At 70.1% G+C, this 22,208-nt stretch carries 20 protein-coding genes; 1 reads left to right on the top strand and 19 read right to left on the bottom strand.

The features are described from left to right. Position 1: 1 nt before the first annotated feature. From ACWED2_RS20215 to ACWED2_RS20135, 17 genes are all read right to left on the bottom strand, one after another. Positions 2-1,552, bottom strand: coding sequence for an NADH-quinone oxidoreductase subunit M (locus ACWED2_RS20215; RefSeq protein WP_449692012.1), 1,551 nt, complete (start codon positions 1,550-1,552; stop codon positions 2-4). Then, on the bottom strand, positions 1,552-3,453 hold the full coding sequence (nuoL, locus tag ACWED2_RS20210) for an NADH-quinone oxidoreductase subunit L (protein ID WP_449692011.1): 1,902 nt from the start codon (positions 3,451-3,453) through the stop codon (positions 1,552-1,554). Before nuoL ends, ACWED2_RS20215 begins: the two co-directional genes overlap by 1 nt. Positions 3,454-3,464: 11 nt before the next feature. Continuing rightward, positions 3,465-3,764: an NADH-quinone oxidoreductase subunit NuoK gene (nuoK, locus tag ACWED2_RS20205; protein WP_003081840.1), complete on the bottom strand. Its 300-nt coding sequence runs from the start codon at positions 3,762-3,764 to the stop codon at positions 3,465-3,467. Continuing rightward, positions 3,761-4,636, bottom strand: a complete 876-nt coding sequence (locus ACWED2_RS20200) for an NADH-quinone oxidoreductase subunit J (protein ID WP_449692010.1) — start codon at positions 4,634-4,636, stop codon at positions 3,761-3,763. Before ACWED2_RS20200 ends, nuoK begins: the two co-directional genes overlap by 4 nt. Then, entirely contained in the window at positions 4,633-5,157 is a 525-nt protein-coding gene (nuoI, locus tag ACWED2_RS20195; RefSeq protein WP_003081846.1) for an NADH-quinone oxidoreductase subunit NuoI, read from the bottom strand. Before nuoI ends, ACWED2_RS20200 begins: the two co-directional genes overlap by 4 nt. Next, a complete protein-coding gene (gene nuoH, locus ACWED2_RS20190; protein ID WP_449692009.1) occupies positions 5,144-6,493 on the bottom strand; it encodes an NADH-quinone oxidoreductase subunit NuoH in 1,350 nt (449 codons plus the stop codon). Before nuoH ends, nuoI begins: the two co-directional genes overlap by 14 nt. Continuing rightward, positions 6,490-8,979: an NADH-quinone oxidoreductase subunit G gene (locus tag ACWED2_RS20185; RefSeq protein WP_449692008.1), complete on the bottom strand. Its 2,490-nt coding sequence runs from the start codon at positions 8,977-8,979 to the stop codon at positions 6,490-6,492. The genes nuoH and ACWED2_RS20185 overlap by 4 nt, the downstream gene beginning before the upstream one ends. After that, positions 8,976-10,271, bottom strand: coding sequence for an NADH-quinone oxidoreductase subunit NuoF (gene nuoF, locus ACWED2_RS20180; protein WP_449692007.1), 1,296 nt, complete (start codon positions 10,269-10,271; stop codon positions 8,976-8,978). The genes ACWED2_RS20185 and nuoF overlap by 4 nt, the downstream gene beginning before the upstream one ends. Then, the gene (gene nuoE, locus ACWED2_RS20175) at positions 10,271-11,128 is read right to left on the bottom strand and encodes an NADH-quinone oxidoreductase subunit NuoE (RefSeq protein ID WP_449692006.1); all 858 of its coding nucleotides are present in this window, start codon (positions 11,126-11,128) and stop codon (positions 10,271-10,273) included. The genes nuoF and nuoE overlap by 1 nt, the downstream gene beginning before the upstream one ends. Next, on the bottom strand, positions 11,125-12,495 hold the full coding sequence (locus tag ACWED2_RS20170) for an NADH-quinone oxidoreductase subunit D (protein WP_449692005.1): 1,371 nt from the start codon (positions 12,493-12,495) through the stop codon (positions 11,125-11,127). The genes nuoE and ACWED2_RS20170 overlap by 4 nt, the downstream gene beginning before the upstream one ends. Beyond that, entirely contained in the window at positions 12,492-13,241 is a 750-nt protein-coding gene (locus ACWED2_RS20165) for an NADH-quinone oxidoreductase subunit C (RefSeq protein ID WP_449692004.1), read from the bottom strand. The genes ACWED2_RS20170 and ACWED2_RS20165 overlap by 4 nt, the downstream gene beginning before the upstream one ends. Before the next feature lie 4 nt (positions 13,242-13,245). Further along, positions 13,246-13,794, bottom strand: a complete 549-nt coding sequence (locus tag ACWED2_RS20160) for a NuoB/complex I 20 kDa subunit family protein (protein WP_043783847.1) — start codon at positions 13,792-13,794, stop codon at positions 13,246-13,248. A gap of 4 nt (positions 13,795-13,798) precedes the next feature. Further along, entirely contained in the window at positions 13,799-14,218 is a 420-nt protein-coding gene (locus ACWED2_RS20155) for an NADH-quinone oxidoreductase subunit A (protein ID WP_348954221.1), read from the bottom strand. Positions 14,219-14,683: 465 nt separating this feature from the next. Next, a complete protein-coding gene (locus ACWED2_RS20150) occupies positions 14,684-15,970 on the bottom strand; it encodes a geranylgeranyl reductase family protein (RefSeq protein WP_449692003.1) in 1,287 nt (428 codons plus the stop codon). Positions 15,971-16,034: 64 nt separating this feature from the next. After that, a complete protein-coding gene (locus ACWED2_RS20145; RefSeq protein ID WP_449692002.1) occupies positions 16,035-16,724 on the bottom strand; it encodes a class I SAM-dependent methyltransferase in 690 nt (229 codons plus the stop codon). 23 nt (positions 16,725-16,747) lie between these two features. Continuing rightward, complete coding sequence (locus tag ACWED2_RS20140; protein WP_449692001.1) at positions 16,748-17,851, bottom strand: glycosyltransferase; 1,104 nt, start codon at positions 17,849-17,851, stop codon at positions 16,748-16,750. A 1-nt stretch (position 17,852) separates the two neighbouring features. Beyond that, positions 17,853-18,923, bottom strand: a complete 1,071-nt coding sequence (locus ACWED2_RS20135) for a glycosyltransferase family 4 protein (protein WP_449692000.1) — start codon at positions 18,921-18,923, stop codon at positions 17,853-17,855. A gap of 177 nt (positions 18,924-19,100) precedes the next feature. On the opposite strand from ACWED2_RS20135, the gene ACWED2_RS20130 reads away from it, so the two are divergent. Then, positions 19,101-19,931, top strand: coding sequence for an inositol monophosphatase family protein (locus tag ACWED2_RS20130; RefSeq protein ID WP_206790910.1), 831 nt, complete (start codon positions 19,101-19,103; stop codon positions 19,929-19,931). A gap of 190 nt (positions 19,932-20,121) precedes the next feature. Here the strand turns inward: ACWED2_RS20130 and ACWED2_RS20125 are convergent, their stop codons facing one another. Beyond that, entirely contained in the window at positions 20,122-20,553 is a 432-nt protein-coding gene (locus ACWED2_RS20125; RefSeq protein WP_449691999.1) for a DUF3592 domain-containing protein, read from the bottom strand. Positions 20,554-20,575: 22 nt separating this feature from the next. After that, a complete protein-coding gene (locus ACWED2_RS20120) occupies positions 20,576-22,096 on the bottom strand; it encodes a M1 family metallopeptidase (RefSeq protein ID WP_449691998.1) in 1,521 nt (506 codons plus the stop codon). Positions 22,097-22,208 lie beyond the last annotated feature (112 nt).

The raw sequence follows: 22,208 nt of genomic DNA, 5'->3' as shown, positions 1-22,208 counted from the left end.
TTTACTTGCCTCCCTGGACCGCGGACAGCGTCTGCTGCACCGTCGGGGTGACTGTGTCGAGCACCGGCTTCGGGTAGAAGCCGAGGACGATGATCAGCACGACCAGCGGCGCGAGGATCGCGATCTCCCTGCCGGAAAGGTCGCGAATCGCCTTCTTCGCACCCAGCTCCGGCGCGATGGCCGTGCCCGGGCCGCCGCCGACACCCACGAGGGCGTCACCGCGGACCGGGCCCTGGAAGACCCGCTGGTAGAGCCACAGGACGTACGCCGCGGCCAGGACCATGCCCACCGTGGCGAGGATCGTGTACACCGGCTGGTCCACAAAGGACCCGATGAGCACCAGGAACTCCGAGACGAACGAGTTGGTGCCCGGCAGCGAAAGCGTCGACAGACCGGCGAGCAGGAACAGCCCGGCCAGCAACGGGGTCACCTTCGCCATGCCGCCGTAGTCCGAAATGCGAGAAGACCCGCCGCGCGCGATCACCAGGCCGATCACCACGATCAGCATGCCGGTCGCGAGGCTGTGGTTGAGCATGTACGTCGCCGAGCCGACCATCGCCTGCTCGTTGAACGCGAAGATGCCCAGCGAAATGAACCCGAAGTGCGCGATGGACACGTACGCGATAAACCGCTTCATGTCCCGCTGCCCCGCCGCGAGGATCGATCCATAAAGGACACCGATCACCGAGAGCACCAGCACCAGCGGCGCCAGTGTCTTGCTCGCGTCCGGGAACATCGGCAGGCAGTAGCGCAGGAACCCGAACGTGCCGACCTTGTCCAGCACGCCGACCAGCAGGACGGCGACGCCGATCGGCGCCTCCCCCGCCGCGTCCGGCAGCCAGGTGTGGAACGGCACCAGCGGCGCCTTGATCGCGAAGGCCAGGAAGAAGCCGAGGAACAGCCAGATCTGCGTGGACAGCGGCGCGTCGCGCACCACCGTCACCAGCGTGGCCCAGTCGAACGTGCCCTTGCCGAGCTTGTCCGCCGCCAGCGAGTACGCCCCGATCGCCGAGGCCAGCATGATCAGGCCGCCGAGGAACGAGTACAGGAAGAACTTCACCGCCGCGTACTGCCGGTTCGCGCCGCCGTAGCCGCCGATCAGGAAGTACATCGGGATCAGCATGATCTCGAACAGCACGTAGAACAGGAAGACGTCGGTCGCGGCGAACACGCCGATCGTGAGCGCCTCCTGCAGCAGGATCAGCGACAGGAACCCGCCCGCGCTGCGCCCCGCCGGGAGCTTGTCCATCGTGCCGAGCCCGCCGACGACGATCGGCACCAGCAGCGCGATCACCGCGATCATGATCAGCGCGATGCCGTCGGTGCCGAACGCGATGTGCACGCCGAAGCTGGGGATCCAGTCGAAGCTCGACGTCATCTGCAGCCGCGCGCCCGAAGGCGAGTAGCTGAGCCAGAACGGGATGATCAGCACCAGCTCGAGGAGCGAGAACCCGAACGCCGTGAGCACCGCGGCGCGGTCGTTCCCCTTCAGGAACGCCAGCACCAGGGAGCCGGCCAGCGGCACCAGGATGAGGATGAGCAACCAGGTCATCAGGAGAACCTCACCAGCAGGAGAGCCGCCAGAAGCAGGAACGTGCCGCCCAGCATCGACAGCGCGTACGACCGGACGAACCCGGTCTGCAGCCGCCTCAGCCGGCCGGACCCGCCGCCGAGACCGGCGGCCAGGCCGTTGACCGCGCCGTCGACGCCGCGGTTGTCGACGTACACCAGCGCCCGCGAGAGCCAGGTGCCCGGGCGGGCGACCAGCGTCTCGTTGAGGGCGTTGCCGTAAAGGTCCTTGCGCGCGGCCCGGGTGACGAACGAGACCCGCTGGGGCTGCTCGACCGGGACGTCACGGCGGAAGATCAGGTACGCGAGCGCGACGCCGAGCAGCGAGAGCACGACCGCCGCCACGGAAATCACCCAAGCGTCGAACGGCGCGTGGTGCGCTTCCTCCAGCTCGCCGACCGAGGGGGCCAGCCAGTGGGCGAAGCGCTCACCCTGCGAGAAGAAGAAGCCGGCGCCGACCGAACCGACCGCCAGGACGGCCATCGGGACCCACATGACCGGCTTGGACTCGTGCGGGTGGAAGTCGTGGCCGTCGGTGCTCTTGATGTCCTTCCAGCGCTCCTTGCCGAAGAACGTCATCACCATCAGGCGGGTCATGTAGAACGCGGTGAGCCCGGCACCCAGCAGGGCCGCGCCACCCATCACCCAGCCGCGCCAGCCGCCCTGGCCGAACGCCGCTTCGATGATCGCGTCCTTGGTGAAGAAGCCCGACAGCGGCGGGATGCCGATCAGGGCCAGGTAGCCGAGGCCGAAGGTGATGAAGGTGATCGGCATGTGCTTGCGCAGGCCGCCGAACTTCCGCATGTCGACCTCGTCGTTCATGCCGTGCATGACCGACCCGGCCCCGAGGAACAGCCCGGCCTTGAAGAAGCCGTGCGCGACCAGGTGCATGATGCCGAGCGCGTACGCGATCGGCCCGAGGCCGACGGCGAGCATCATGTAGCCGATCTGGCTGACCGTGGAGTACGCGAGGACCTTCTTGATGTCGTCGTACGCGCAGCCGATGATGCACCCGAGCAGCAGGGTCACCGTGCCGACCAGGGTGACGATCAGGCGGCCGTCTTCGGTGGCGTTGAAGATGTCCTTGGAGCGGGCCACCAGGTAGACACCGGCCGTCACCATCGTGGCCGCGTGGATCAGGGCCGACACCGGGGTCGGGCCCTCCATCGCGTCCGGGAGCCACGCCTGCAGCGGGAACTGGCCGGACTTACCGCAGGCGCCCAGCAGGAGCAGGATCGCCATCGCGGTGATCGCACCCGTCGAGAACTTGCCGTCCGCGACCGCCTTGAAGACCTCGGCGTAGCCGGTCGAGCCCGCGTACTTGAACATGATGAAGATCGCCAGCGCGAGCCCGACGTCCCCGACGCGGTTCATCAGGAACGCCTTCTTCGCCGCGGTGGCGGCGGACGGGCGGCCCTGGTACCAGCCGATGAGCAGGTAGGACGCGAGACCCACGCCTTCCCAGCCCAGGTAGAGCGTCACGAAGCTGTTGCCCAGTACGAGGACCAGCATCGAGGCGACGAAGAGGTTCAGGTACGCGAAGAAGCGGTACCGGCCCTCGTCGTCGGCCATGTAGCCGATCGAGTAGTAGTGGATCAGCATGCCGACGCCGGTGATGAGCAGCACGAACGTCAGCGACAGCGCGTCGATCCGCAGCCCGAAGTCCACCTGCAGCGCGCCGACCGGGATCCACGAGTAGACCTTGACGTCGGACGTGGTGGCCGTGTCGGCGCTGAAGAACAGGATCAGCCCGTAGACGAAGGCGAGGGTGACGGTGGCACAGCCGAGCAGATGCCCCCAGGCCTTCGCGCGCTTCCCTGCCAGCAGCAGGATCAACGCGCCGAGACCGGGCAGGGCCACCAGCAGCCACGATGATGCGGTCACTCGGGGGTCTCCTAGTACTTCAGCAGGTTGGTGTCGTCGACCGAGGCCGAGCGCCGGGTGCGGAAGATGGCCATGATGATCGCCAGGCCGACCACGACCTCGGCGGCCGCGACGACCATGACGAAGAACGCCATGATCTGGCCGTCGAGCCCGCCGTTGATCCGGGCGAAGGTGACCAGCGACAGGTTCACCGCGTTGAGCATCAGCTCGATGCACATGAACACGACGATCGCGTTGCGCCGCACCAGCACGCCGACCGCGCCGAGCGCGAACAGCAGCGCCGACAGCAGCAGGTAGTACGTCGGGGTCATTCCTTCTCCCCCTTGGTTTCCGAAGCTCCCCCGGCAGTGGGTTCCGTGCCGACCAGCGCGTGCGCGTCCGGGTGCGGGCCCTCGTCCGCGACGAGCTTGCGTTCCTTCGCCAGCTCGATCGCCGAGGTGGACTCGATGATCGCCGACAGCGACTCCGGGGCGACCGAGCCGTCCGGCAGCAGCGCCGGGGTGGCCACCGAGTTGGCGGTGGCGAAGACGCCCGGGCCGGGCAGCGGCGACGGCCGGTCGTGCTCGCCGCGGAAGCGCAGGAGCACGAGCTCCTTCTGCGTGAGCTTGCCGCCCTTGCCGTGCCGGTCGGTGAAGGCCAGCACCATCGCGCCGATGGCGGCGGTGATGAGCAGCGCCGACGTCAGCTCGAACGGGAACAGGTAGTCGGTGAAGATCAGCCGGCCCAGGCCCTTCGGCCCGCCGCCCGCCGGCGTGGCGGAGTCGAGCGGGATGGCCGGGGTGACGTTCTCCAGCGACCGGTAGATGCCGGTGGCGAGCAGCGCGGCGAGGCCGATTCCCAGCACCGTCGCGGCCAGCCGCTGCCCGCGGAGGACTTCGACGACCGAGTCCGAGCTCTCCCGGCCGACCAGCATCAGCACGAACAGGAACAGCATCATGATCGCGCCGGTGTAGACGATGATCTGCGTGAAGCCGAGGAACGGCGCCGACTGGATCATGTACAGCGCGCCCAGGCTCAGCATGGTCAGCACCAGCCACAGCGCCGAGTGGACGGCGTTGCGGGAGAAGATCATGCCGAGCGCGCCGAGCAGCGAGACCGGACCGAGGATCCAGAACGCGACGGCCTCACCGGTGGAGACGCCGGCCGACGCGTTGGGTGCCTGGGCGAGGAGTGCGGCGATCACTTGACGCCCTCCCCGCGAGCCAGTTCGGGGCCGTTCACGTAGTAGTCCTGCTCGTTTTCGCCGAGCCGCATCGGGTGCGGCGGCTGCTCCATGCCGGGCAGCAGGGGCGCGAGCAGGTCTTCCTTCGTGTAGATCAGCCGCTGGCGGTCGTCGTCGGCCAGCTCGTAGAAGTTGATCATCGTCAGCGACCGGGTCGGGCACGCCTCGATGCAGAGGCCGCAGCCGATGCAGCGCAGGTAGTTGATCTGGTAGTCCGCGCCGTACCGCTCGCCCGGCGAGTACCGGGCTTCCTCGGTGTTGTCACCACCCTCGACGAAGATCGCGTCCGCCGGGCAGGCCCACGCGCACAGCTCGCAGCCGACGCACTTCTCGAGGCCGTCCGGGTGCCGGTTCAGCTGGTGGCGCCCGTGGTAACGCGGGGCGGCGGGGGCGCCGGCCTCCGGGTACTCCTCGGTGGCGACCTTCTTGAACATCATCCCGAAGGTGACGCCGAAGCCCTTGACGGGATCAAGAAACCCCATCTTGTGCCCCTTCCTTTGCGGTACCGACGGCCGCCGGCTTGCGGCGGGCCGCCTTCGCCTCGGCCTTGGCCAAGGCCTTCTGACGCGGGGTGGTCTGCGGGACCTTGAGGTCCAGCGGCGGGACCGGGAAGCCGCCGCCGGTGACCGGGATGCTTTCGCTCTCCTCTTCGCGGCCCGCGGCGCGGACGTAGAAGAACAGCGAGGCGACGATGAAGATCGCGACCGCGGCGATGATGATGGTCGCGGTGTTCCAGGTGATCACCTTCGCGAAGGTCACCATGATGATCCACACCAGGTTCAGCGGGACCAGGACCTTCCAGCCCAGCCGCATGAACTGGTCGTAGCGCAGGCGGGGCAGCGTGCCGCGCAGCCAGATGAACCCGAACAGCAGGACGAACATCTTCGCGAAGAACCACAGCACCGGCCACCAGCCGGTGTTGAGGACGTTGTTCCCGATCAGCGACAGCGGCCACGGGGCCATCCAGCCGCCGAGGAACAGCGTCGTCGCGAACGCCGAGACGATCACCATGTTGACGTACTCGGCGAGGAAGAACATCGCGAACTTCATCGAGCTGTACTCGGTGTGGAAGCCGCCGACCAGCTCCGACTCGGCCTCCGGGAGGTCGAACGGAGCGCGGTTGGTCTCGCCGACCATCGAGATCAGGTAGATCACGAAGCTGGGGACCAGGTAGAGGAACCACACCTTGTGCTGCGCGCCGACGATGTCGGCCAGGTTCAGCGACCCGGCCTGCAGGATCACCGCGACGATCGAGAGCCCCATCGCGATCTCGTAGGAGATCACCTGCGCCGCGCTGCGCATGCCGCCGAGCAGCGGGTACGGCGAGCCGGACGACCAGCCGGCGAGCACGATGCCGTAGACGCCGATCGAGGAGCAGGCCAGGATCACCAGCGCGCTGACCGGCAGGTCGAGCAGCTGCAGCACGGTCCGCTCGCCGAAGATCGACACGACCGGGCCGAACGGGATGGCCGACAGCGCGATCAGCGACGGCACCACGCAGACGACCGGGGCGAGGAAGTACACCTTGCGGTCGGCGGTGTCCGGGATGATCTGTTCCTTGAACGGCAGCTTGATCGCGTCCGCCAGGGACTGCAGGTAGCCGCCGGGGCCGACCCGGTTGGGGCCGGGCCGGTTCTGCATCCGGCCGACGGCCTTGCGCTCCCAGACGATCAGGAAGATCGTCAGGATCGGCCCGATCAGCAGGATGACCACGCACTTGAGCAGGATCAGCCACAACGGGTCGTCGGCCAGCAGCGCCGCCCGCGTCGCCGCGTCCGGCACGCTGCCGACGGCTGCTTCGGTCAGCAGCGGGGTCATTGCCCACCTCCAGCGAGGTTCACGACGGCGCCGTGGCCGGCACCGAGCGTCTTGAACACGGCGGAGCCGTCCGAGTTGCCCGGCAGCCACACGACACCGTCGGGCAGGTCGGCGATCTCCACCGGCAGCGTGATCGCACCGCGTTCGGTGCTCACCGTGACGGTGACGCCCAGCCCTTCGGCGGTCTTGGCCGAGAGCCGCGCGACCGGCGTGCGCTGGGTGCCCTTGAGGTGCGGCTCGCCGTCCTGCAGGGAACCGTTGTCGATCAGCTGGCGCCAGGTCGACAGGACCGCCTGGCCGTCACCCGGCGTCGCGGGCGGGGCGACCTCGGCGGCGACGTGGCTCCAGCGCAGCGCCGAGGCCTGGCCCAGCTTCTCGAAATCACCGCGTGCGGCGGCCGGCGTCTGCGTGAACAGGTCCGCGTCCATCTCGACGGCGAGGGTGTCGAGCACCCGGCAGTCCGGCAGGGCGCCGGTGCCTTCGATGGTGGTGTCGAACGGGCGGGTGCGGCCCTCCCAGTTGAGGTAGCTGCCGGACTTTTCGTCCGACGCGGCCACCGGGAGGATGACGTCCGCGCGCTCGGTCACCGCGCTGTGCCGCAGTTCCAGGCTGACCACGAACCCGGCGTTGTCCAGCGCGCGCAGCGCGAGGGCCGGGTCCGGCAGGTCGTACGGGTCGGCCCCGCCGACGACCAGGCCGCCGAGCTCGCCGGCCGAAGCGGCCAGCAGGATGTCGGTCGCGTCGCGGCCCGGAGCTGCCGGGAGCGGGACGCCCCAGGCGTTCTCGACAGCGACGCGGGCGGCGTCGTCGCCGACCCGGCGGCCGCCGGGCAGCAGCGACGGCACGCAGCCGGTCTCCAGCGCACCCCGGTCGCCGGCGCGGCGCGGGATCCACGCGAGCCGGACTCCGGTGCGCTCGACCAGGTCGTGCAGGGCGGCGAACAGGCCGGGGATCGCGGCGGCGCGCTCGCCGACCAGGACGACTGCACCTTCGCCGCGCAGGGCCTCGTCGAGGTCCGGCGCGTGCTTGGCGATGCCGTCGATCGCGGCGGCTTCCTGGCCGGGGACGCAGGCGAGCAGCTCGCCGAACGTCTTGCGCACCGACGACGTCGTCCACTGTCCCAAGTGGACGACCCGGGTGCGGTTCTTGCGGGCCGCCTTGCGCAGCCGCAGGAACACGATCGGGGCTTCGTCCTCGGGCTCGAAGGCGACGCACAGGACCGTGCGGGCCCGCTCGATCTCGCCGAAGGTGACGCCGGACTCCGGCGTCACGCCCACGACGTGCGAGGTCAGGAAGGCCAGCTCCTCGGCCGAGTGCGGGCGGGCGCGGAAGTCGACGTCGTTGGTGCGCAGGGCGACGCGGGCGAACTTCGAGTACGCGTAGGCGTCCTCGACGGTGAGCCGGCCACCGGGCAGCACGCCGACGCCACCGTTCGACCGGGCCTGGACGAGCCCCTCGGCGGCGATGCGCAGCGCGTCGGTCCAGGACGCCTCTTCCAGCTCACCGGTCTCGGCGTTGCGGACCAGCGGACGCCGGATGCGGTCCTCGGCGCCGGTGTAGCGGAAGGCGAACCGGCCCTTGTCGCAGATCCACTCTTCGTTGACTTCCGGGTCGTCGCCGGCCAGCTTGCGCTGGACCTTGCCGCGCCGGAAGTCGGTGCGCTCGGCGCAGCCGGACGAGCAGTGCTCGCACACGCTCGGCGAGGACACCAGGTCGAACGGCCGCGACCGGAACCGGTAGGCCGCGCTGGTGAGCGCCCCCACCGGGCAGATCTGGATGACGTTGCCGGAGAAGTAGGACTGGAACGGCTGCCCGGACGTCGTCCGCGAGGCCAGGTCCAGGACGTCCGCCGTCTCCGCGGTGCCGATCTGCTGGTGGGCGCCGCGTTCGAGGAGCTCGATGAACGGGTCACCGGCGATCTCGCGGGAGAACCGGGTGCAGCGCTGGCAGAGCACGCAGCGTTCGCGGTCCAGCAGCACCTGCGTGGAAATCGGCAGCGGCTTCGGGAACGTCCGCTTGGTGTCGACGAACCGCGACTCCGTGCGGCCGTGGGCCAGCGCCTGGTTCTGCAGCGGGCACTCGCCGCCCTTGTCGCAGATCGGGCAGTCCAGGGGGTGGTTGATGAGCAGCAGCTCCATCACGCCCTGCTGGGCCTTGTCCGCGACCGGCGACGTCAGCTGCGTCTTGACGACCATGCCGTCGGCGACGGTCATCGTGCAGGACGCCTGCGGCTTCGGCATCGGACGGCCGCCCATCTCGACCTCGACCAGGCACTGGCGGCAGGCGCCCGCCGGGTCGAGGAGGGGGTGGTCGCAGAACCGCGGGATGACCGTGCCGAGGCGTTCGGCCGTGCGGATGAGGAGCTCGCCCTTGGGGGCGATGACCTCTTCGCCGTCGATGACCAGCTTGACGTGGCCCTCGGGGACCGGCGTCACAGTGTCCTCAGAAGCGGGCTTGGCTGTGTTTGATTCAGCCGCGATCGTCATGCCTGCGCTCCCACGAGTTCGGGCTTGGTCTGTTCGTGCCGGTTCGCTTCGCACAGCGCGAGGAACTCCTCGCGGAAGTACTTGATGCCGCTCTGGATCGGCGACACCGCGCCGTCCCCGAGGGCGCAGAACGACCGGCCGAGGATGTTGTCGCAGACGTCGAGGAGGGTGTCGATGTCCTCCTCGGTGCCGTGGCCCTCGACCATGCGCTCGAGGATCTGCGCCAGCCAGTACGTGCCTTCGCGGCACGGCGTGCACTTGCCGCAGGACTCGTGCTCGTAGAACTGCGTCCACTTCATCACGGCCCACGGCACCGACACGGTCTCGTTGAAGACCTGGACGGCGGTGGTGCCCAGCATCGACCCGGCTTCCGCCGCGCCCTCGAAGTCCAGGGGAACGTCGAGGTGCTCGGCGGTGAACATCGGGGTGGACGAGCCGCCCGGGGTCCAGAACTTGAGCGGGATGCCGTCCTTCATGCCGCCCGCCATTTCTAGGAGCTCGCGCAGCGTGGTGCCGAGCGGGCATTCGTACTGGCCGGGTTTCTCGACGTGGCCGGAGATCGAGTAGATCTTCGGGCCGGGCGACTTCTCGCGGCCCATCTCGCGGAACCAGCTGGAGCCGGCGTTGACGATGTAGGGCGCGCTGGCGATGGTCTCGACGTTGTTCACCGTGGTCGGCGCGGCGTAGAGGCCCGCGGCGGCCGGGAACGGCGGCTTGAGCCGCGGCTGGCCGCGACGGCCTTCGAGCGAGTCCAGCAGCGCGGTTTCCTCGCCGCAGATGTACGCGCCCGCGCCCGCGTGGACGGTGATCTTGAGGTCGAAGCCGGAGCCGAGGATGTTCTCGCCCAGGTAGCCCGCCGCTTCGGCCTCGCGCACGGCCGCGTTGAGCCGGCGGATGCAGTGCAGCGCCTCGCCGCGGACGTAGATGAAGCAGTGGTTGGACCGCATCGCGTACGAGGCGATGATGCAGCCCTCGATGAGCGAGTGCGGGTCCGCCATCATCAGCGGGATGTCCTTGCAGGTGCCCGGTTCGCCCTCGTCGGCGTTGATCACCAGGTAGTGCGGCTTGTCGAAGTTCGGCGGCATGAACGACCACTTGATGCCGGCCGGGAAGCCCGCGCCGCCGCGGCCGCGCAGGCCGGAGTCCTTGATCAGCTGGACGAGCTGCTCCGGCGTCCCGGCCAGTGCCTTGCGGATCGCCGTGTAGCCCTCGAGGGCCTCGTACTGGCCGATCTGCCAGGAGTTCGGCGACAGCCAGCGCTTGGTCAGAACCGGAGTGATGGGGTCAGCCATTACTTCTTCTCCACTTCTGGCAGCGGCACATCGGAAGCCACGGGGGCGACCCAGCCGCGGTCCTGCGCGAGCTTCGCGCCCCGCAGCGTCTCGACGGCCTGTGACGGGCCGTCGACGTCCCGGCGGTAGGCCGTCTCGTCCTCCGGGAAGAACCCGGCGAGCTGCAGCTCGGCGCCCTTGAAGTTCGTCAGCGGGGCGCCGCGCGTCGGGGCCGGCTTCTTGCCCGCCTGCAGCGCGTCGACCAGGGCGACGGCCTTGTCCTCGGTCTGGTTGTCGAAGTACTCGTAGTTGACCTGGATGACCGGCGCGAGGTCGCAGGCCGCGAGGCACTCGGCGTGCTCGAGGGTGATCGAGCCCGGCTCGTTCGGCGTGCCCGCGGTCTCGTTGTGCCCCAGCGGGTTCTCCTCGGAGCCGAGGTGCGTCTGGAGCCGCTTGTAGATCGCGTCGCCGCCCATGGCCGCGCACAGCGTGTTGGTGCAGACGCTCACGAGGTGTTCACCGCACGGGCGGCGCTTGTACATCGTGTAGAACGTGGCGACCGCGCTGACCTCGGCGTCGGACAGGTCGAGCTGCTTCGCGCAGAACGCGATGCCCTCCTGGCTGACGTAGCCCTGCACCGACTGCACGAGGTGCAGCATCGGCAGCAGCGCCGAGCGGGACATCGGGTAGCGCGCGATCAGCTCCTGCGCCTTGGCGTGGATGTCCGCGTCGAAGATGTCCTCGAGGGGCGTCTCGGTGATGATGCCGGCGGCGACCGCCGGGTCCGGCGCGATGGCGACGACGTCGACGTCGGGCCCGGCCGCGGCGTGCGTGGTGTCCGCGTAGTTCGGCCCGGGCTCGGGAACTGCTGTGGTCATCGGTCCACTCCCCCCATGACGGGGTCGATCGAGGCGATGGCGGCGATCACGTCGGCGACCAGGCCGCCCTCGGCCATGGCGGGCATCGACTGCAGGTTCACGAAGCTCGGTTCGCGCACGTGGACCCGCAGCGGCCGGGTGCCGCCGTCGGAGACCAGGTGCGCGCCCAGCTCGCCGCGCGGCGACTCGACCGAGGTGTAGACCTGCCCGGCCGGCACCTTGAAGCCCTCGGTGACCAGCTTGAAGTGGTGGATCAGGGACTCCATGGACTGGCCCATGATCTTCTTGACGTGCTCGAGCGAGTTGCCCATGCCGTCGCTGCCGATGGACAGCTGCGCGGGCCACGCGATCTTCTTGTCCTCGACCATGACCGGGCCCGGCTCGAGCTTCTCGAGGCACTGCTCGATGATCTTGAGGCTCTCGTGCATCTCGTGGACGCGGATCAGGTAGCGCGACCAGCAGTCGGCGCCGTTGTCGACGGGCACGTCGAAGTCGAACTCGTCGTAGCAGGAGTACGGCTCGGTCTTGCGCAGGTCCCACGGGAGACCGGCGGACCGCAGCACCGGGCCCGTGACGCCGAGCGCGAGGCACGCGTCGACCGGCAGGTAGCCGACGCCCTTGAGCCGGTTGCGCCAGATCGGCTGGCCGGTGAAGAGCTTGTCGTACAGCGGAAGGCGCTTCTTCATCGTCTTGACGAATTCGCTGACCTTCTCGTGGTAGTCGGCCGGCATGTCCTGCGCGAGCCCGCCGGGCCGGATGAACGCGTGGTTCATCCGCAGGCCGGTCAGGTGCTCCAGCAGGTGCAGCACCTCTTCGCGCTCGCGGAAGCCGAGCGTCATCGCGGTGGTGGCGCCGAGCTCCATGCCGCCGGTGGCGATGTAGACCAGGTGCGAGCCGATGCGGTTGATCTCGAGCAGCATCACGCGCAGCAGCTGGGCGCGGCGCGGGGCTTCGATCTGCAGCAGCTTCTCGACGCCGAGGCAGTACGCCATCTCCGTCGAAAGCGGGGCCAGGTAGTCCATGCGCGTCACGAAGGTGACGCCCTGGGTCCAGGTCCGGTACTCGCAGTTCTTCTCGATGCCGGTGTGCAGGTAGCCGATGACCGACCGCAGCTGCGTGACGGTCTCGCCCTCCATCTCCAGCACGAGCCGGAGCACGCCGTGCGTCGACGGGTGCTGCGGGCCCATGTTGATGACCATGCGCTCGTCGTGCGCCGCGTCGGCGATGACGTCGTCCCAGTCGCCGCCGGAGACCGTGTAGACGCGGCCTTCGGTGGTATCGCGGGAATCGGCGTAGTCGACGCTGTCCGAGCCTTCGGCGCTCGTGTCGGTTCCCGTCGTGACGTCGGACAGGTTCTCGGTGCTCACGAGTACGACCTCCGCTGGTCCGGCGGCGGGATCTCCGCGCCCTTGTATTCGACCGGGATCCCGCCGAGCGGGTAGTCCTTGCGCTGGGGGTGGCCGTCCCAGTCGTCCGGCATGAGGATCCGGGTCAGGGCCGGGTGGCCGTCGAAGACGATGCCGAACATGTCCCAGGTCTCGCGCTCCTGCCAGTCGGCCGTCGGGTAGATCCCGACCAGCGACGGCACGTGCGCGTCCTCGACGTCGAGGGTGACCTCGAGGCGGATCCGGCGCCGGTAGGTCAGCGACGTGAAGTGGTAGACCGCGTGCAGCCGCTGCGGGACGTCGACGCCGTAGTCCACACCGGACACCGAGGACAGCAGCTCGAAGCGGAGGCCGCCGTCGTCGCGAAGCGTTTTCGCGATCGCGGGCAGGTGCTCGCGGGCGACGTAGAAGGTGATCTCGCCGCGGTCGACCGTGGTCTGCAGGATCGCCTCGGCCGGGATCTTGCGCTCGGCCAGCGCGGCGTAGAACTCGTCGGCGAACTGGTCGAACCAGCCGCCGTACGGGCGCTCGGCCGGTGCCGGGCTGTACGCCGGGAGCCGGACGCCGCCGTAGCCGGAGGTGTCGCCGGTGCCGTGGACGCCGAACATGCCCTGGCGCTCGCGACCGGTGACGACCGGTTCGGCGGCGCCCGGCCCCTTCGCCGTCAGGCCGGTTTCGGCTCGCTCGGCGCTCGACTGCTCATCGCCGGGTTGGGGGTTCTCAGTCATCGCTCTACTTCTTCGCGTACTTGATCGACGACGCGACGAGCTCGGTGCGCTCCCCGCTCGCGGCGCGGATGGCGGCGCGGCGGGCGTTGATCGGCTCGTCCTGGATCTTGGCGTGCAGCTTGAGGATCGCGTCCAGCAGCATCTCCGGCCGCGGCGGGCAGCCGGGCAGGTACATGTCGACCGGCACGATGTGGTCGACGCCCTGGACCACGGCGTAGTTGTTGAACATGCCGCCGGAGGAGGCGCAGACGCCCATGGCGAGCACCCAGCGCGGCTCGGCCATCTGGTCGTAGATCTGGCGCAGGACCGGGGCCATCTTCTGCGTGACGCGCCCGGCGACGATCATCAGGTCGGCCTGCCGCGGCGTCGCGCTGAAGCGCTCCATGCCGAAGCGGGCGATGTCGTAGCGGGAACCGCCGACCGTCATCATCTCGATCGCGCAGCAGGCGAGGCCGAACGTGGCGGGCCAGAGCGAGTTCTTGCGCGCCCAGTTGACGAGGCCTTCGAGGCTGGCCAGCAGGACGCCGTTGGGGAGTTTTTCTTCGAGGCCCATGGGTCTAGTTCCAATCCAGGCCGCCGCGCCGCCACACGTAGGCGTACGCGAAGCCGACCGTCGCGATGAACAGCAGGATCTCCACCAGGCCGAACGTGCCCAGCGCGTTCGCCTGCACGGCGAACGGGTAGAGGAAGACCATCTCGATGTCGAACAGGATGAACAGCATCGCGGTGATGTAGTACGCGACCGGCATCCGCCCGGCGCCGACGAGCGGCTGCGGGGACGGCTCGATGCCGCACTCGTAGGCGGACAGCTTGGCCTTGTTGTACCGGCTGGGGCCGACGAGCGGCCCGAGCAGGACCGACAACACGGCGAACGCCAATGCCAGCACGAACAACAGGACCAGGGGCAGGTAGGGCTTCAGGCTCGGGGCCTCTTGCGCCAGCTGCACCGTGTCGGTCCGGGTCAGCAACGTCAGCACGGGGTCTTCGCCATCCTTTCCGCGCCGCTGCGGTTGTGCTTGTGGTGGGGAACCGCTGGGCCTCGTCGGCACCCTAAGGGACCTGGGTCACACCGCCGAGGGTCAGGGTCTCCTTACGGCCCGTGGCTGGACCGTGAGCAGCTTGTGAAATAGTTCACAAGCCACTCGTCGCGGATGTGAAGGGATTCACAAAGCATGGGGGGAGTCTAGGACGCGACTCACACTCTTGTCCCTAGTACCCCGTGTTATAAGGGTCGCCTAAGTTCCGCCGCCATCGTTGTCACGGCCGGCCGCCCCGCGCGCACGACCTGCGCGAAGGGCGTTCAAGATCGCGTTTCGCCGGACAAAACGGGCGCTGACCTGTGATCTATCCCACTGACCGCACGGCCAACTTGTTAGGCCACTCGTGTGTCCGCGCGCGAGAGAGACCGGCACGGAAGCCGTGCCGGGCTCTCGGAAATCCGGTCAGCGCGGGCTCGGCGTGACCTTCGCCAGCGCTGCGATGAGCCGGTCGACGCCGTCGCCGCCCTTGGCGTCGTAGCAGCCCGACAAGCCCTTGTAGACCAGCGGCAGGAGCTTGTTGATGCGCAGCCCGTACTTGGTGCACGCGTGCATGATCTTCGGCTTGCCGATGATCTTCGCGAAGACGTTCCCGAGCGCGTAGTAGCCGCCCATCAGCTCACCCACGGCCCGCGGGTACGCCTCCAGTGCCCGCTCCCGCGAAGGCCCTTCGCGCCGGGCCAGCGCCTGCACGACGACCTCCGCGGCGATCTGCGCGGACTCCATCGCCGCCGAGATGCCCTCGCCGTTGAACGGGCTGACCATGCCGCCGGCGTCGCCGAGCAGCAGCAGGCCGTCGCGGTAGTGCGGGGTGCGGTTGAAGCCCATCGGGAGGCCGGCGCCGCCGACCTTGCCGATCGCGTTCTCCTCGCGGTAGCCCCACTCCTCCGGCGTCCCGTCGAGCCACTGGCGCAGCAGCGCGCGGTAGTCGGTGTTCCGGAACGACGCCGACGTCGAGAGCATGCCGAGGCCGACGTTCACCGTGCCGTCGCCGAGCGGGAACGCCCAGCCGTAGCCCGGGAGCAGCTTGGGGTTCCGCGGGTCGGACTTGTCCCACAGCTCGAGGTGGCCCTCGATGAACGGGTCGTCGTGGCGCGGGCTCTTGTAGTACTGGCGCACGGCCACGCCCATCGGGCGCTTCTCGTTCTTCTGGATGCCGACGCTCAGCGCGAGCCGCGCGGACACGCCGTCGCAGGCCAGGACCAGCGGGGCGCGGTAGTGCACCGGCGTCTTCTCCGGGCCGACCTTCGCCTCGACGCCGACCACGCGCCCGGCCGCGTTGGTGATCGCGCTGGTCACCGTGGTGCGCTCGTACAGCCGCGCGCCCGCCTTCACGGCGAGCTTCGCGAGGAGGTCGTCGAAGTCGTGGCGGGTGCGCGAAACGCCGTACGGCGGGTAGCTCGTCAGGTCCGGCCAGTCGAGCTCGAGCGTGAGGTCGCCGGTGAGGATCCGCAGGCCGCGGCTGTGCACCCAGCCCGCGTCCTCGCTGGTGTCGATGCCCAGGTCGATGAGCTGCTTGACGCCGCGCGGGGTCAGGCCGTCGCCGCAGACCTTCTCGCGGGGGAATTCGGTCTTCTCCAGCAGGAGGACGTCGACGCCCGCGCGGGCCAGGTAGGTGGCCACGGTGGACCCTGCGGGTCCGGCGCCGACGACGATGACTTCGGCGTCCTGGTCTGCGGTGCGTCGCGTCATACTTCGAATCTAACAGCGGAGCGAAGCTCCTCCTTTGAGGGCGGTGGCGGGGAGGAAGGCGGGTTTATGCAGGCTTTCGCGCGCGGTGGATCGCCACGACCCCGAATGTGAGGTTCAACCACTCGACGTCGGTCCAGCCGGCGCTCGCGATGATCTCGCCGAGCGTGCGCTGGTCGGGCCAGGTCAGCATGGATTCGGCCAGGTACTTGTAGGCCTCGGGGTTCGACGACGTCCGGCTGCCGACCCAGGTCAGCAGCTTCAGGACGAACCGCCGGTGGATGAACCGGATGGGCGCGAACGGGGGCGTCGAGACCTCGCAGATGACCAGGCGGCCGCCGGGTTTGACCACGCGGGCGATCTCGGTGAGCGCCGCCTTCGGGTCGACGAAGTTCCGCAGCGCGAGGGAGATCGTCACGGCGTCGAAGCTCTCGTCGGCGAACGGCAGGTTGAGCGCGTCGGCCGCAACCATCGGCACGTTCCGGTGCAGGCCGGCGCGCAGCATGCCGAAGGAGAAGTCCGCGGCCAGGCACCAGGCGCCCCCGCGGGCGTACTCGACGGTGGACACGCCGGTGCCGGCGGCGAGGTCCAGGACCTTTTCGCCGCGGCGGGCGTCCAGCACGCGGGCGGTCGTCGTGCGCCAGCGCCGGTCGAAGCCGAAGGTCATGAACGAGTTCGCCCGGTCGTACCCGGACGCGACGCCGTCGAACATCGCGGCGACTTCGTGCGGGTCCTTGTCCAGGCTTGCGCGTGACATGACCTGAGATTAGTCCCGCGGGTTCAGTGGAACGTGGCCAGCATGCCCGCCACGGCCGCGGGCCAGGTGAACTCCTCCGCCCGCGCTCGCGCCGCCGCGCGCCGCAGCTCCTCCGGGCTGTCCAGCAGGCTGGTCACCGCCGAAGCGAACGCGGGCGCGTGGTCGTCCACCGCCGCGCCGCACCCCGGCCGCACGATCTCGCGCAGCGCGGACGAGGCCGACACCACCACCGGCGTCCCCGAGGCGAGGGCCTCCAACGCGGCCAGCCCGAAGGTCTCGTGCGGGCCGGGCGCCAGGGAGACGTCGGCGCTGGCCAGCAGCCGCGCGACGTCGCCGCGGCCCGCCAGGAACCCCAGAAACGTCACCGGCAGCCCCCGCGCCCGGCGCTCGAGGGCTCGCCGCCGCGGCCCGTCGCCCGCCACCACCAGCCGGACCTTCGCGCCCGCCTCCGTCAGCGCGGCGACGGTGTCCACGCTGCGTTCCACGTGCTTCTCCGGCGACAACCGTCCACAGTGGACGAGCAAGGCCTCCGCTCCCCCGGCGAGGTCGGTGCGCCAGCCGTCGTCGCGCATGGCCGGGCGGAAGGTCGCCAAGTCGACACCGAGCGGCACCCGGCGGACGTTCGGCGCCGCGATCCGGTCGAACTCCGCGCGCGCGAACGCCGTCGTGCAGACGACCGTGTCGTAGCTGGCGGCCATCCGCCGGTTGGCGACGTCGGCGACGCGGCGGGCCATCGGCGCGGGCAGCAGGAACTGCTGCAGCAGGCGGTCGAGGCGTTCGTGGGAGATGACCGTGCTGGGGACGCCGTGGCGGCTCGCCCAGCCGCCCATCCCCCGCAGCGTCAGCCGGTCGGACACCTCCAGGCGGTCCGGCTCGAGGTCCCGCAGGACCGCGCGGACCCGGTGCGGGTCGACCGCCCGGTAGCCGCCGGTGCCCGGGATCTTCGGCGCGGGCAGCGAGAACCGGCGGACCCCGGTCGGGAGCACTTCGTCGGTGTACCGGCGGCCGGGCACGACCAGCGTCACCTCGTGCCCGCTCGCGACATAGCCGGCGCCGAGGTGGTGCAGCGCGGTGCGCAGCCCGCCCGAGCGCGGGCCGTAGAAGTTCGCGAGCTGGACGATGTGCATGTCAGGCCGCGCGGGCGGCCCGGCCCCGCACGGCTTCGTAGTGCCCGACGAGCTCGTGGCAGACGGCGGGCCAGGTGCGGCCCAGCACGACCTTGCGCGCCTTCTCGCCGAGCCTCGCGCGCAACGCGGCGTCACGAAGGGCCTCGGTCATTTCGAGGAGCGCCGGACCGAACCGCTCGCGGTCCGCGGGCAGCAGGTAGCCGGTGCGGCCGGGCAGGACGAGGTCCTTCGGGCCGCCGGCGTCCGGGGCGAGCACCGGCAGCCCGGAGGCCATCGCTTCCTGCACCGCCTGGCAGAACGTCTCGTGCGGTCCCGTGTGGACGAACACGTCCAAGCTCGCGTACGCCTTCGAGAGGTCTTCGCCGTACTTCGCGCCGAGGAAAGCCGCGCCGGGCAGCTGCTCCCGGAGGTTTTCGAGTTCGGGCCCATCGCCGACGACGACCACCCGGATGCCCGGCACGCCGGCGAGCGCGGCCAGCCGGTCGACCTCCTTCTCGGGCGCCAGCCGTCCGACGAACCCGACGAGCAGTTCGCCGTGCGGGGCCAGCTCGGCCCGCAGCGCGGGGTCGGCGTGCGCCGGGGAGAACCGGTCGATGTCGACGCCGCGCGCCCACCGGTGCACCCGCGGGACGCCGTGGCGCCGCAGCTGCTCGACGGAGTCGCTGGACGGCGCGAGCGTCCGGTCGGCGCGCGAGTGCAGCCGGCGCACCCAGCGCCAGGCCGCGCGGGCGGCGATGCCGAAGCCGTACGCGGCGGCGAACCCGGCGATGTCGGTCTGGTAGACGGCGATCGAGGGGACGCGCAGCCGTCTCGCGGCGGCGAGCCCGCGCGCGCCGACGACGAACGGCGACGCCAGGTGCACGACGTCCGGGCCGAACGCGGCCAGCGCGTTCAGCACGGTCCGCGTCGGCAGGCCGATCGGCAGGGAGCTGACCCCGGGGACGTCGAGCGCGGGGATCCGGATCACCGGGGCCCCGCGGTAGGAGTCCGGGCCGGGGCCGGGCGCGATGATCAGCACGTCGTGCGCGCGTTCGCGCAGGTGCTCGACGACCCGCAGGACGGAGTTGGTCACGCCGTTCACCTGGGGCAGGAAACTTTCGGTGACTATGGCGACTCGCACGCCCTCGACGATCGCAGCCGATGCTGGCGCTCGTGTGACGGGTGAGCCAACGCTGCCGGAACAGATCGGCTACGACATGTCATCTCGTGGTCGCGTGCCGGAAACCCGGGTGGCCCAGACTAAGCAGGCATGACCCTCTTGTCCTCACGGCCGCCGCGGCCCGTCGAGCCCGGCCTGCTGTCGAGGGCGCTCGAAGTGGCCGGGCGGCTGGCCAACGACGCCACCGACGTGATCACCGCGACCGCCGGCCGCGGCGCCCACCCGTCCACGCTGGACTCGCCGTTCGACTGGGTCACCGACACGGACCGGATCCTGGAGCGCCACACGCGGCGCGTGCTGACGGCGGAGTTCCCGGGCATCCCGGTGGTCGGCCACGAGTTCGGCGCGGATCACGGCGCGGACGTCGCGGAGTACCGCTGGGTGGTGGACTCGGTGGACGGCACGGCGAACTACGTGGCCGGGGTGCCCTGGTGCGCGTACAGCCTGGCGCTGGTGGACGCGGCGGGCCCGGTGGTGGGCGTGGTGGCGGACCCGTACCGGGCCCAGATCTACGCCGCGGCGCGCGGCCGGGGGGCCCGCGCGAACGGCAAGCCGATCCAGCTGGCGGACCGCTGCGTGACGGCGGGCGCGCTGGTGTGCACGGAGCTGGCCCGCACCGGCCCCTGGCCGGGAATGGGCGGCTTCATCGAGCGAGCGGCGGCGGCCCACGCGGGCGTCCGGGTGCTCGGCTCGGCGGCGTTGTCGATCGCCCAGGTGGCACTGGGCCACGCGGCGGCGGCGGTGCTGCACAGCTACCACGAGTGGGACGTGGCGGGTTCGGTGGCAATGGCCATCGAGGCGGGCGCGGTGGTCCTGGACAAGCACGGCGAGGACACGGCGTTGCCGACGGACGGCCTGCTGGTGGCGGCCCCGGGGGTGGCGGACGAGGTCCTGGGCTGGTGGCAGGAGACGGCGGGCTGAGTTGTCCACATCGGGTCCGGTTATCCACAGATTTGCCGCGTCACCCGTTTGTGCAGCCCGCCGCCGATAGACTGGAACCGGGCACGCCCCCCAGGGTGTGGCGGGGAGCTGTCCGGGCGGTCGGTGGCCTCAACGCGCAAAGCACACAGCCCGCCGAGGCACCCAGCCCGCCCTACACATCCCCCGCCCCTCAGGCAACAACCCGCTTGTTCTGCCGCCGGATCCACCAAAGCGCCGGCCCGGCCACCAGCCAGGTGAAGAACACGAAACTCCCCAGCGGCAGCAGCGTCAGGGTCGCCGACCGCCCAGCCACCCGGGCCAGCTCCGGATCCGAAGCGTCGTACTCGATCCGCACCAGCTGCCCCGCCGCCAGCCCGTCCGGGTACAGCACCCCGTTCGCCGGGCTGTGCACGATCCCGTCCGGCGTCTCGAAGTGGATGATCGTCCGATCGAACGCCACCGAGTCCACCGTGGCCGTGGCCGTCCCCAGCTGGTCCGAGATCGAGCTGTCGTTCCGGATCGCCGCGAACAGCAGGCACACGCACATCACGGTGAGGAGCGAGGCGACGCCGAGGATGGTCCACCACCCGACGCGCCTCGCCCGTTCACCTCTCGTGCTCACGCCGCGAGCGTAGCGGTCCCGCTCAGCCCGCGTGTTCGGCGGCGAGGAACCGGTGGTTCGCCTGGATCTGGTCGTACGACTTCGGCTTCACGGACGCCGTGGCCGAAAGCCGGGAAGCAGCCGCAGCGGCACCGTTCGGCCCCACCGCGGGCTTCCCGGCCGTGTAAAGCCACGTCTGGAACAGGTCGTGCAACGGCTTGCCCGAGATCTTCTCCGCCAGCGCGATGAACTCGAGGATCCGCCCGTCCTTACCGCCCTTGGCCGCCTGCCACGCCTTCAGGATCGCGAAGAAGGCCTGGTCGCCGACGGCCGTCCGCAACGCCTGGAGCGTCAGCGCGCCCCGGTCGTAGACCGCGTTGTCGAACTGGTTGTCCGCTCCCGGGTCGGCCGGGATCAGCTTCCACAGCGGAGCGTCGGCCGCGTTCGAGTCGTACGTGTACTGCGCCAGCTCGGCGACCGAACCCTCGCCCTCGTGCTCCGACCACAGCCACTCCGCGTAGGACGCGAAGCCCTCGTTCAGCCAGATGTCGCTCCACCGCCCCAGCGACACGTTGTCGCCGAACCACTGGTGGGCGTTCTCGTGCGCGATCAACGTCGTGTTCGAGCCCGCGCGGAAGTTGCGGACGCCGTACGTCGGGCGGGTCTGGTTCTCCAGGGAGAAGCCGATGCCGCTGGTCACGACCCCGCCCTCGGCCTCGAACGGGTACGGGCCGAACTGGGTCGCCAGGAATTCGTTGATCTCCGGCGTCCGCTCCACGCTCGCCTTCGCCGCGTACAGCGAGTCGCCGAGGTCGGCGCCGTAGGCGTTGACGACCGGCTTGCCGTCGGGCGTGGTCGACTGGACGACCTCGTACTTGCCGACGATGAACGACGTCAGGTACGTGGCCTGCGGCTGGGTGCTGCGCCACTGCCACCGGGTCCAGCCGGCGCGCTGCTTCGTCGTGCGGACCAGGGTGCCGTTGGAGATGGCGGCGTTGCCGTCCGGCGCCTCGATGGAGACGTCGTAGGTCGCCTTGTCGGTCGGGTGGTCGTTGGCCGGGAACCACCACGCCGAGCTCTGCGGCTCGTCGATGCCCAGCGCACCGAACGCACCCTTCTTCCACGCGTTGAGCCCGTCCACCGTCTCGGTCGACGGCGTGTCCGCGTAGGCGACGACGACCGTCGCGGTCTGGCCCTTGAGCAGCGGCTGCGCCGGCGTGATGACGAGCTCGCCGTTGCCGGTCTGGTTGGTGAACTGCGCCGGGCGGTTGTTCACCCGCACGCTCGACGCCTTCAGCGCGAAGTCGAGGTCGAACCGCGAGAGGTCCTGCGTCGCGGTGAGCAGCAGCGTCGTCGTGCCCGACAGGAGGTCGGTCGCGGGCTGGTAGGTCAGCCGGATGTCGTAGTGCAGCACGTCCGTGCCGCCGTTGCCGGCGTTCGGGTAGTACGGGTCGCCGACACCGGGGGCGCCGGGCGCGGGCGCCGCGCTCGCGGTGCCGGCGAGCAGCACCGAGACGACGCCGGCCGCGAGCGCACCGAGACCGGTGCGCGTTCTTGCACGCATTCGAATTCCTCCAAGAGGTGAGGATCAGCGCGCTCGAACGTAGCCAGCCAGGAACCACCCAGGAACAGCCGAAGGGAGGTTTCTTGCCTGCTGGGATACCACCCGGAAAGCG

The organism is Amycolatopsis sp. NPDC005003, from assembly GCF_053600695.1.
The sequence above is the reverse complement of the archived record's forward strand: the minus strand, read 5'-3'. Positions and strand labels throughout refer to the sequence as shown.

What these genes read in the sequence shown, in the direction of transcription:
- ACWED2_RS20165 (WP_449692004.1), bottom strand. Translation starts at nt 13,241, where the DNA reads ATGACTGAGAACCCCCAACCCGGCGATGAGCAGTCGAGCGCCGAGCGA.
- nuoH (WP_449692009.1), bottom strand. Translation starts at nt 6,493, where the DNA reads ATGACCCCGCTGCTGACCGAAGCAGCCGTCGGCAGCGTGCCGGACGCG.
- ACWED2_RS20215 (WP_449692012.1), bottom strand. Translation starts at nt 1,552, where the DNA reads ATGACCTGGTTGCTCATCCTCATCCTGGTGCCGCTGGCCGGCTCCCTG.
- nuoI (WP_003081846.1), bottom strand. Translation starts at nt 5,157, where the DNA reads ATGGGGTTTCTTGATCCCGTCAAGGGCTTCGGCGTCACCTTCGGGATG.
- nuoK (WP_003081840.1), bottom strand. Translation starts at nt 3,764, where the DNA reads ATGACCCCGACGTACTACCTGCTGCTGTCGGCGCTGCTGTTCGCGCTC.
- ACWED2_RS20160 (WP_043783847.1), bottom strand. Translation starts at nt 13,794, where the DNA reads ATGGGCCTCGAAGAAAAACTCCCCAACGGCGTCCTGCTGGCCAGCCTC.
- nuoE (WP_449692006.1), bottom strand. Translation starts at nt 11,128, where the DNA reads ATGACCACAGCAGTTCCCGAGCCCGGGCCGAACTACGCGGACACCACG.
- ACWED2_RS20130 (WP_206790910.1), top strand. Translation starts at nt 19,101, where the DNA reads ATGACCCTCTTGTCCTCACGGCCGCCGCGGCCCGTCGAGCCCGGCCTG.
- ACWED2_RS20120 (WP_449691998.1), bottom strand. Translation starts at nt 22,096, where the DNA reads ATGCGTGCAAGAACGCGCACCGGTCTCGGTGCGCTCGCGGCCGGCGTC.
- ACWED2_RS20140 (WP_449692001.1), bottom strand. Translation starts at nt 17,851, where the DNA reads ATGCACATCGTCCAGCTCGCGAACTTCTACGGCCCGCGCTCGGGCGGG.
- ACWED2_RS20150 (WP_449692003.1), bottom strand. Translation starts at nt 15,970, where the DNA reads ATGACGCGACGCACCGCAGACCAGGACGCCGAAGTCATCGTCGTCGGC.
- nuoF (WP_449692007.1), bottom strand. Translation starts at nt 10,271, where the DNA reads ATGGCTGACCCCATCACTCCGGTTCTGACCAAGCGCTGGCTGTCGCCG.
- ACWED2_RS20145 (WP_449692002.1), bottom strand. Translation starts at nt 16,724, where the DNA reads ATGTCACGCGCAAGCCTGGACAAGGACCCGCACGAAGTCGCCGCGATG.
- ACWED2_RS20185 (WP_449692008.1), bottom strand. Translation starts at nt 8,979, where the DNA reads ATGACGATCGCGGCTGAATCAAACACAGCCAAGCCCGCTTCTGAGGAC.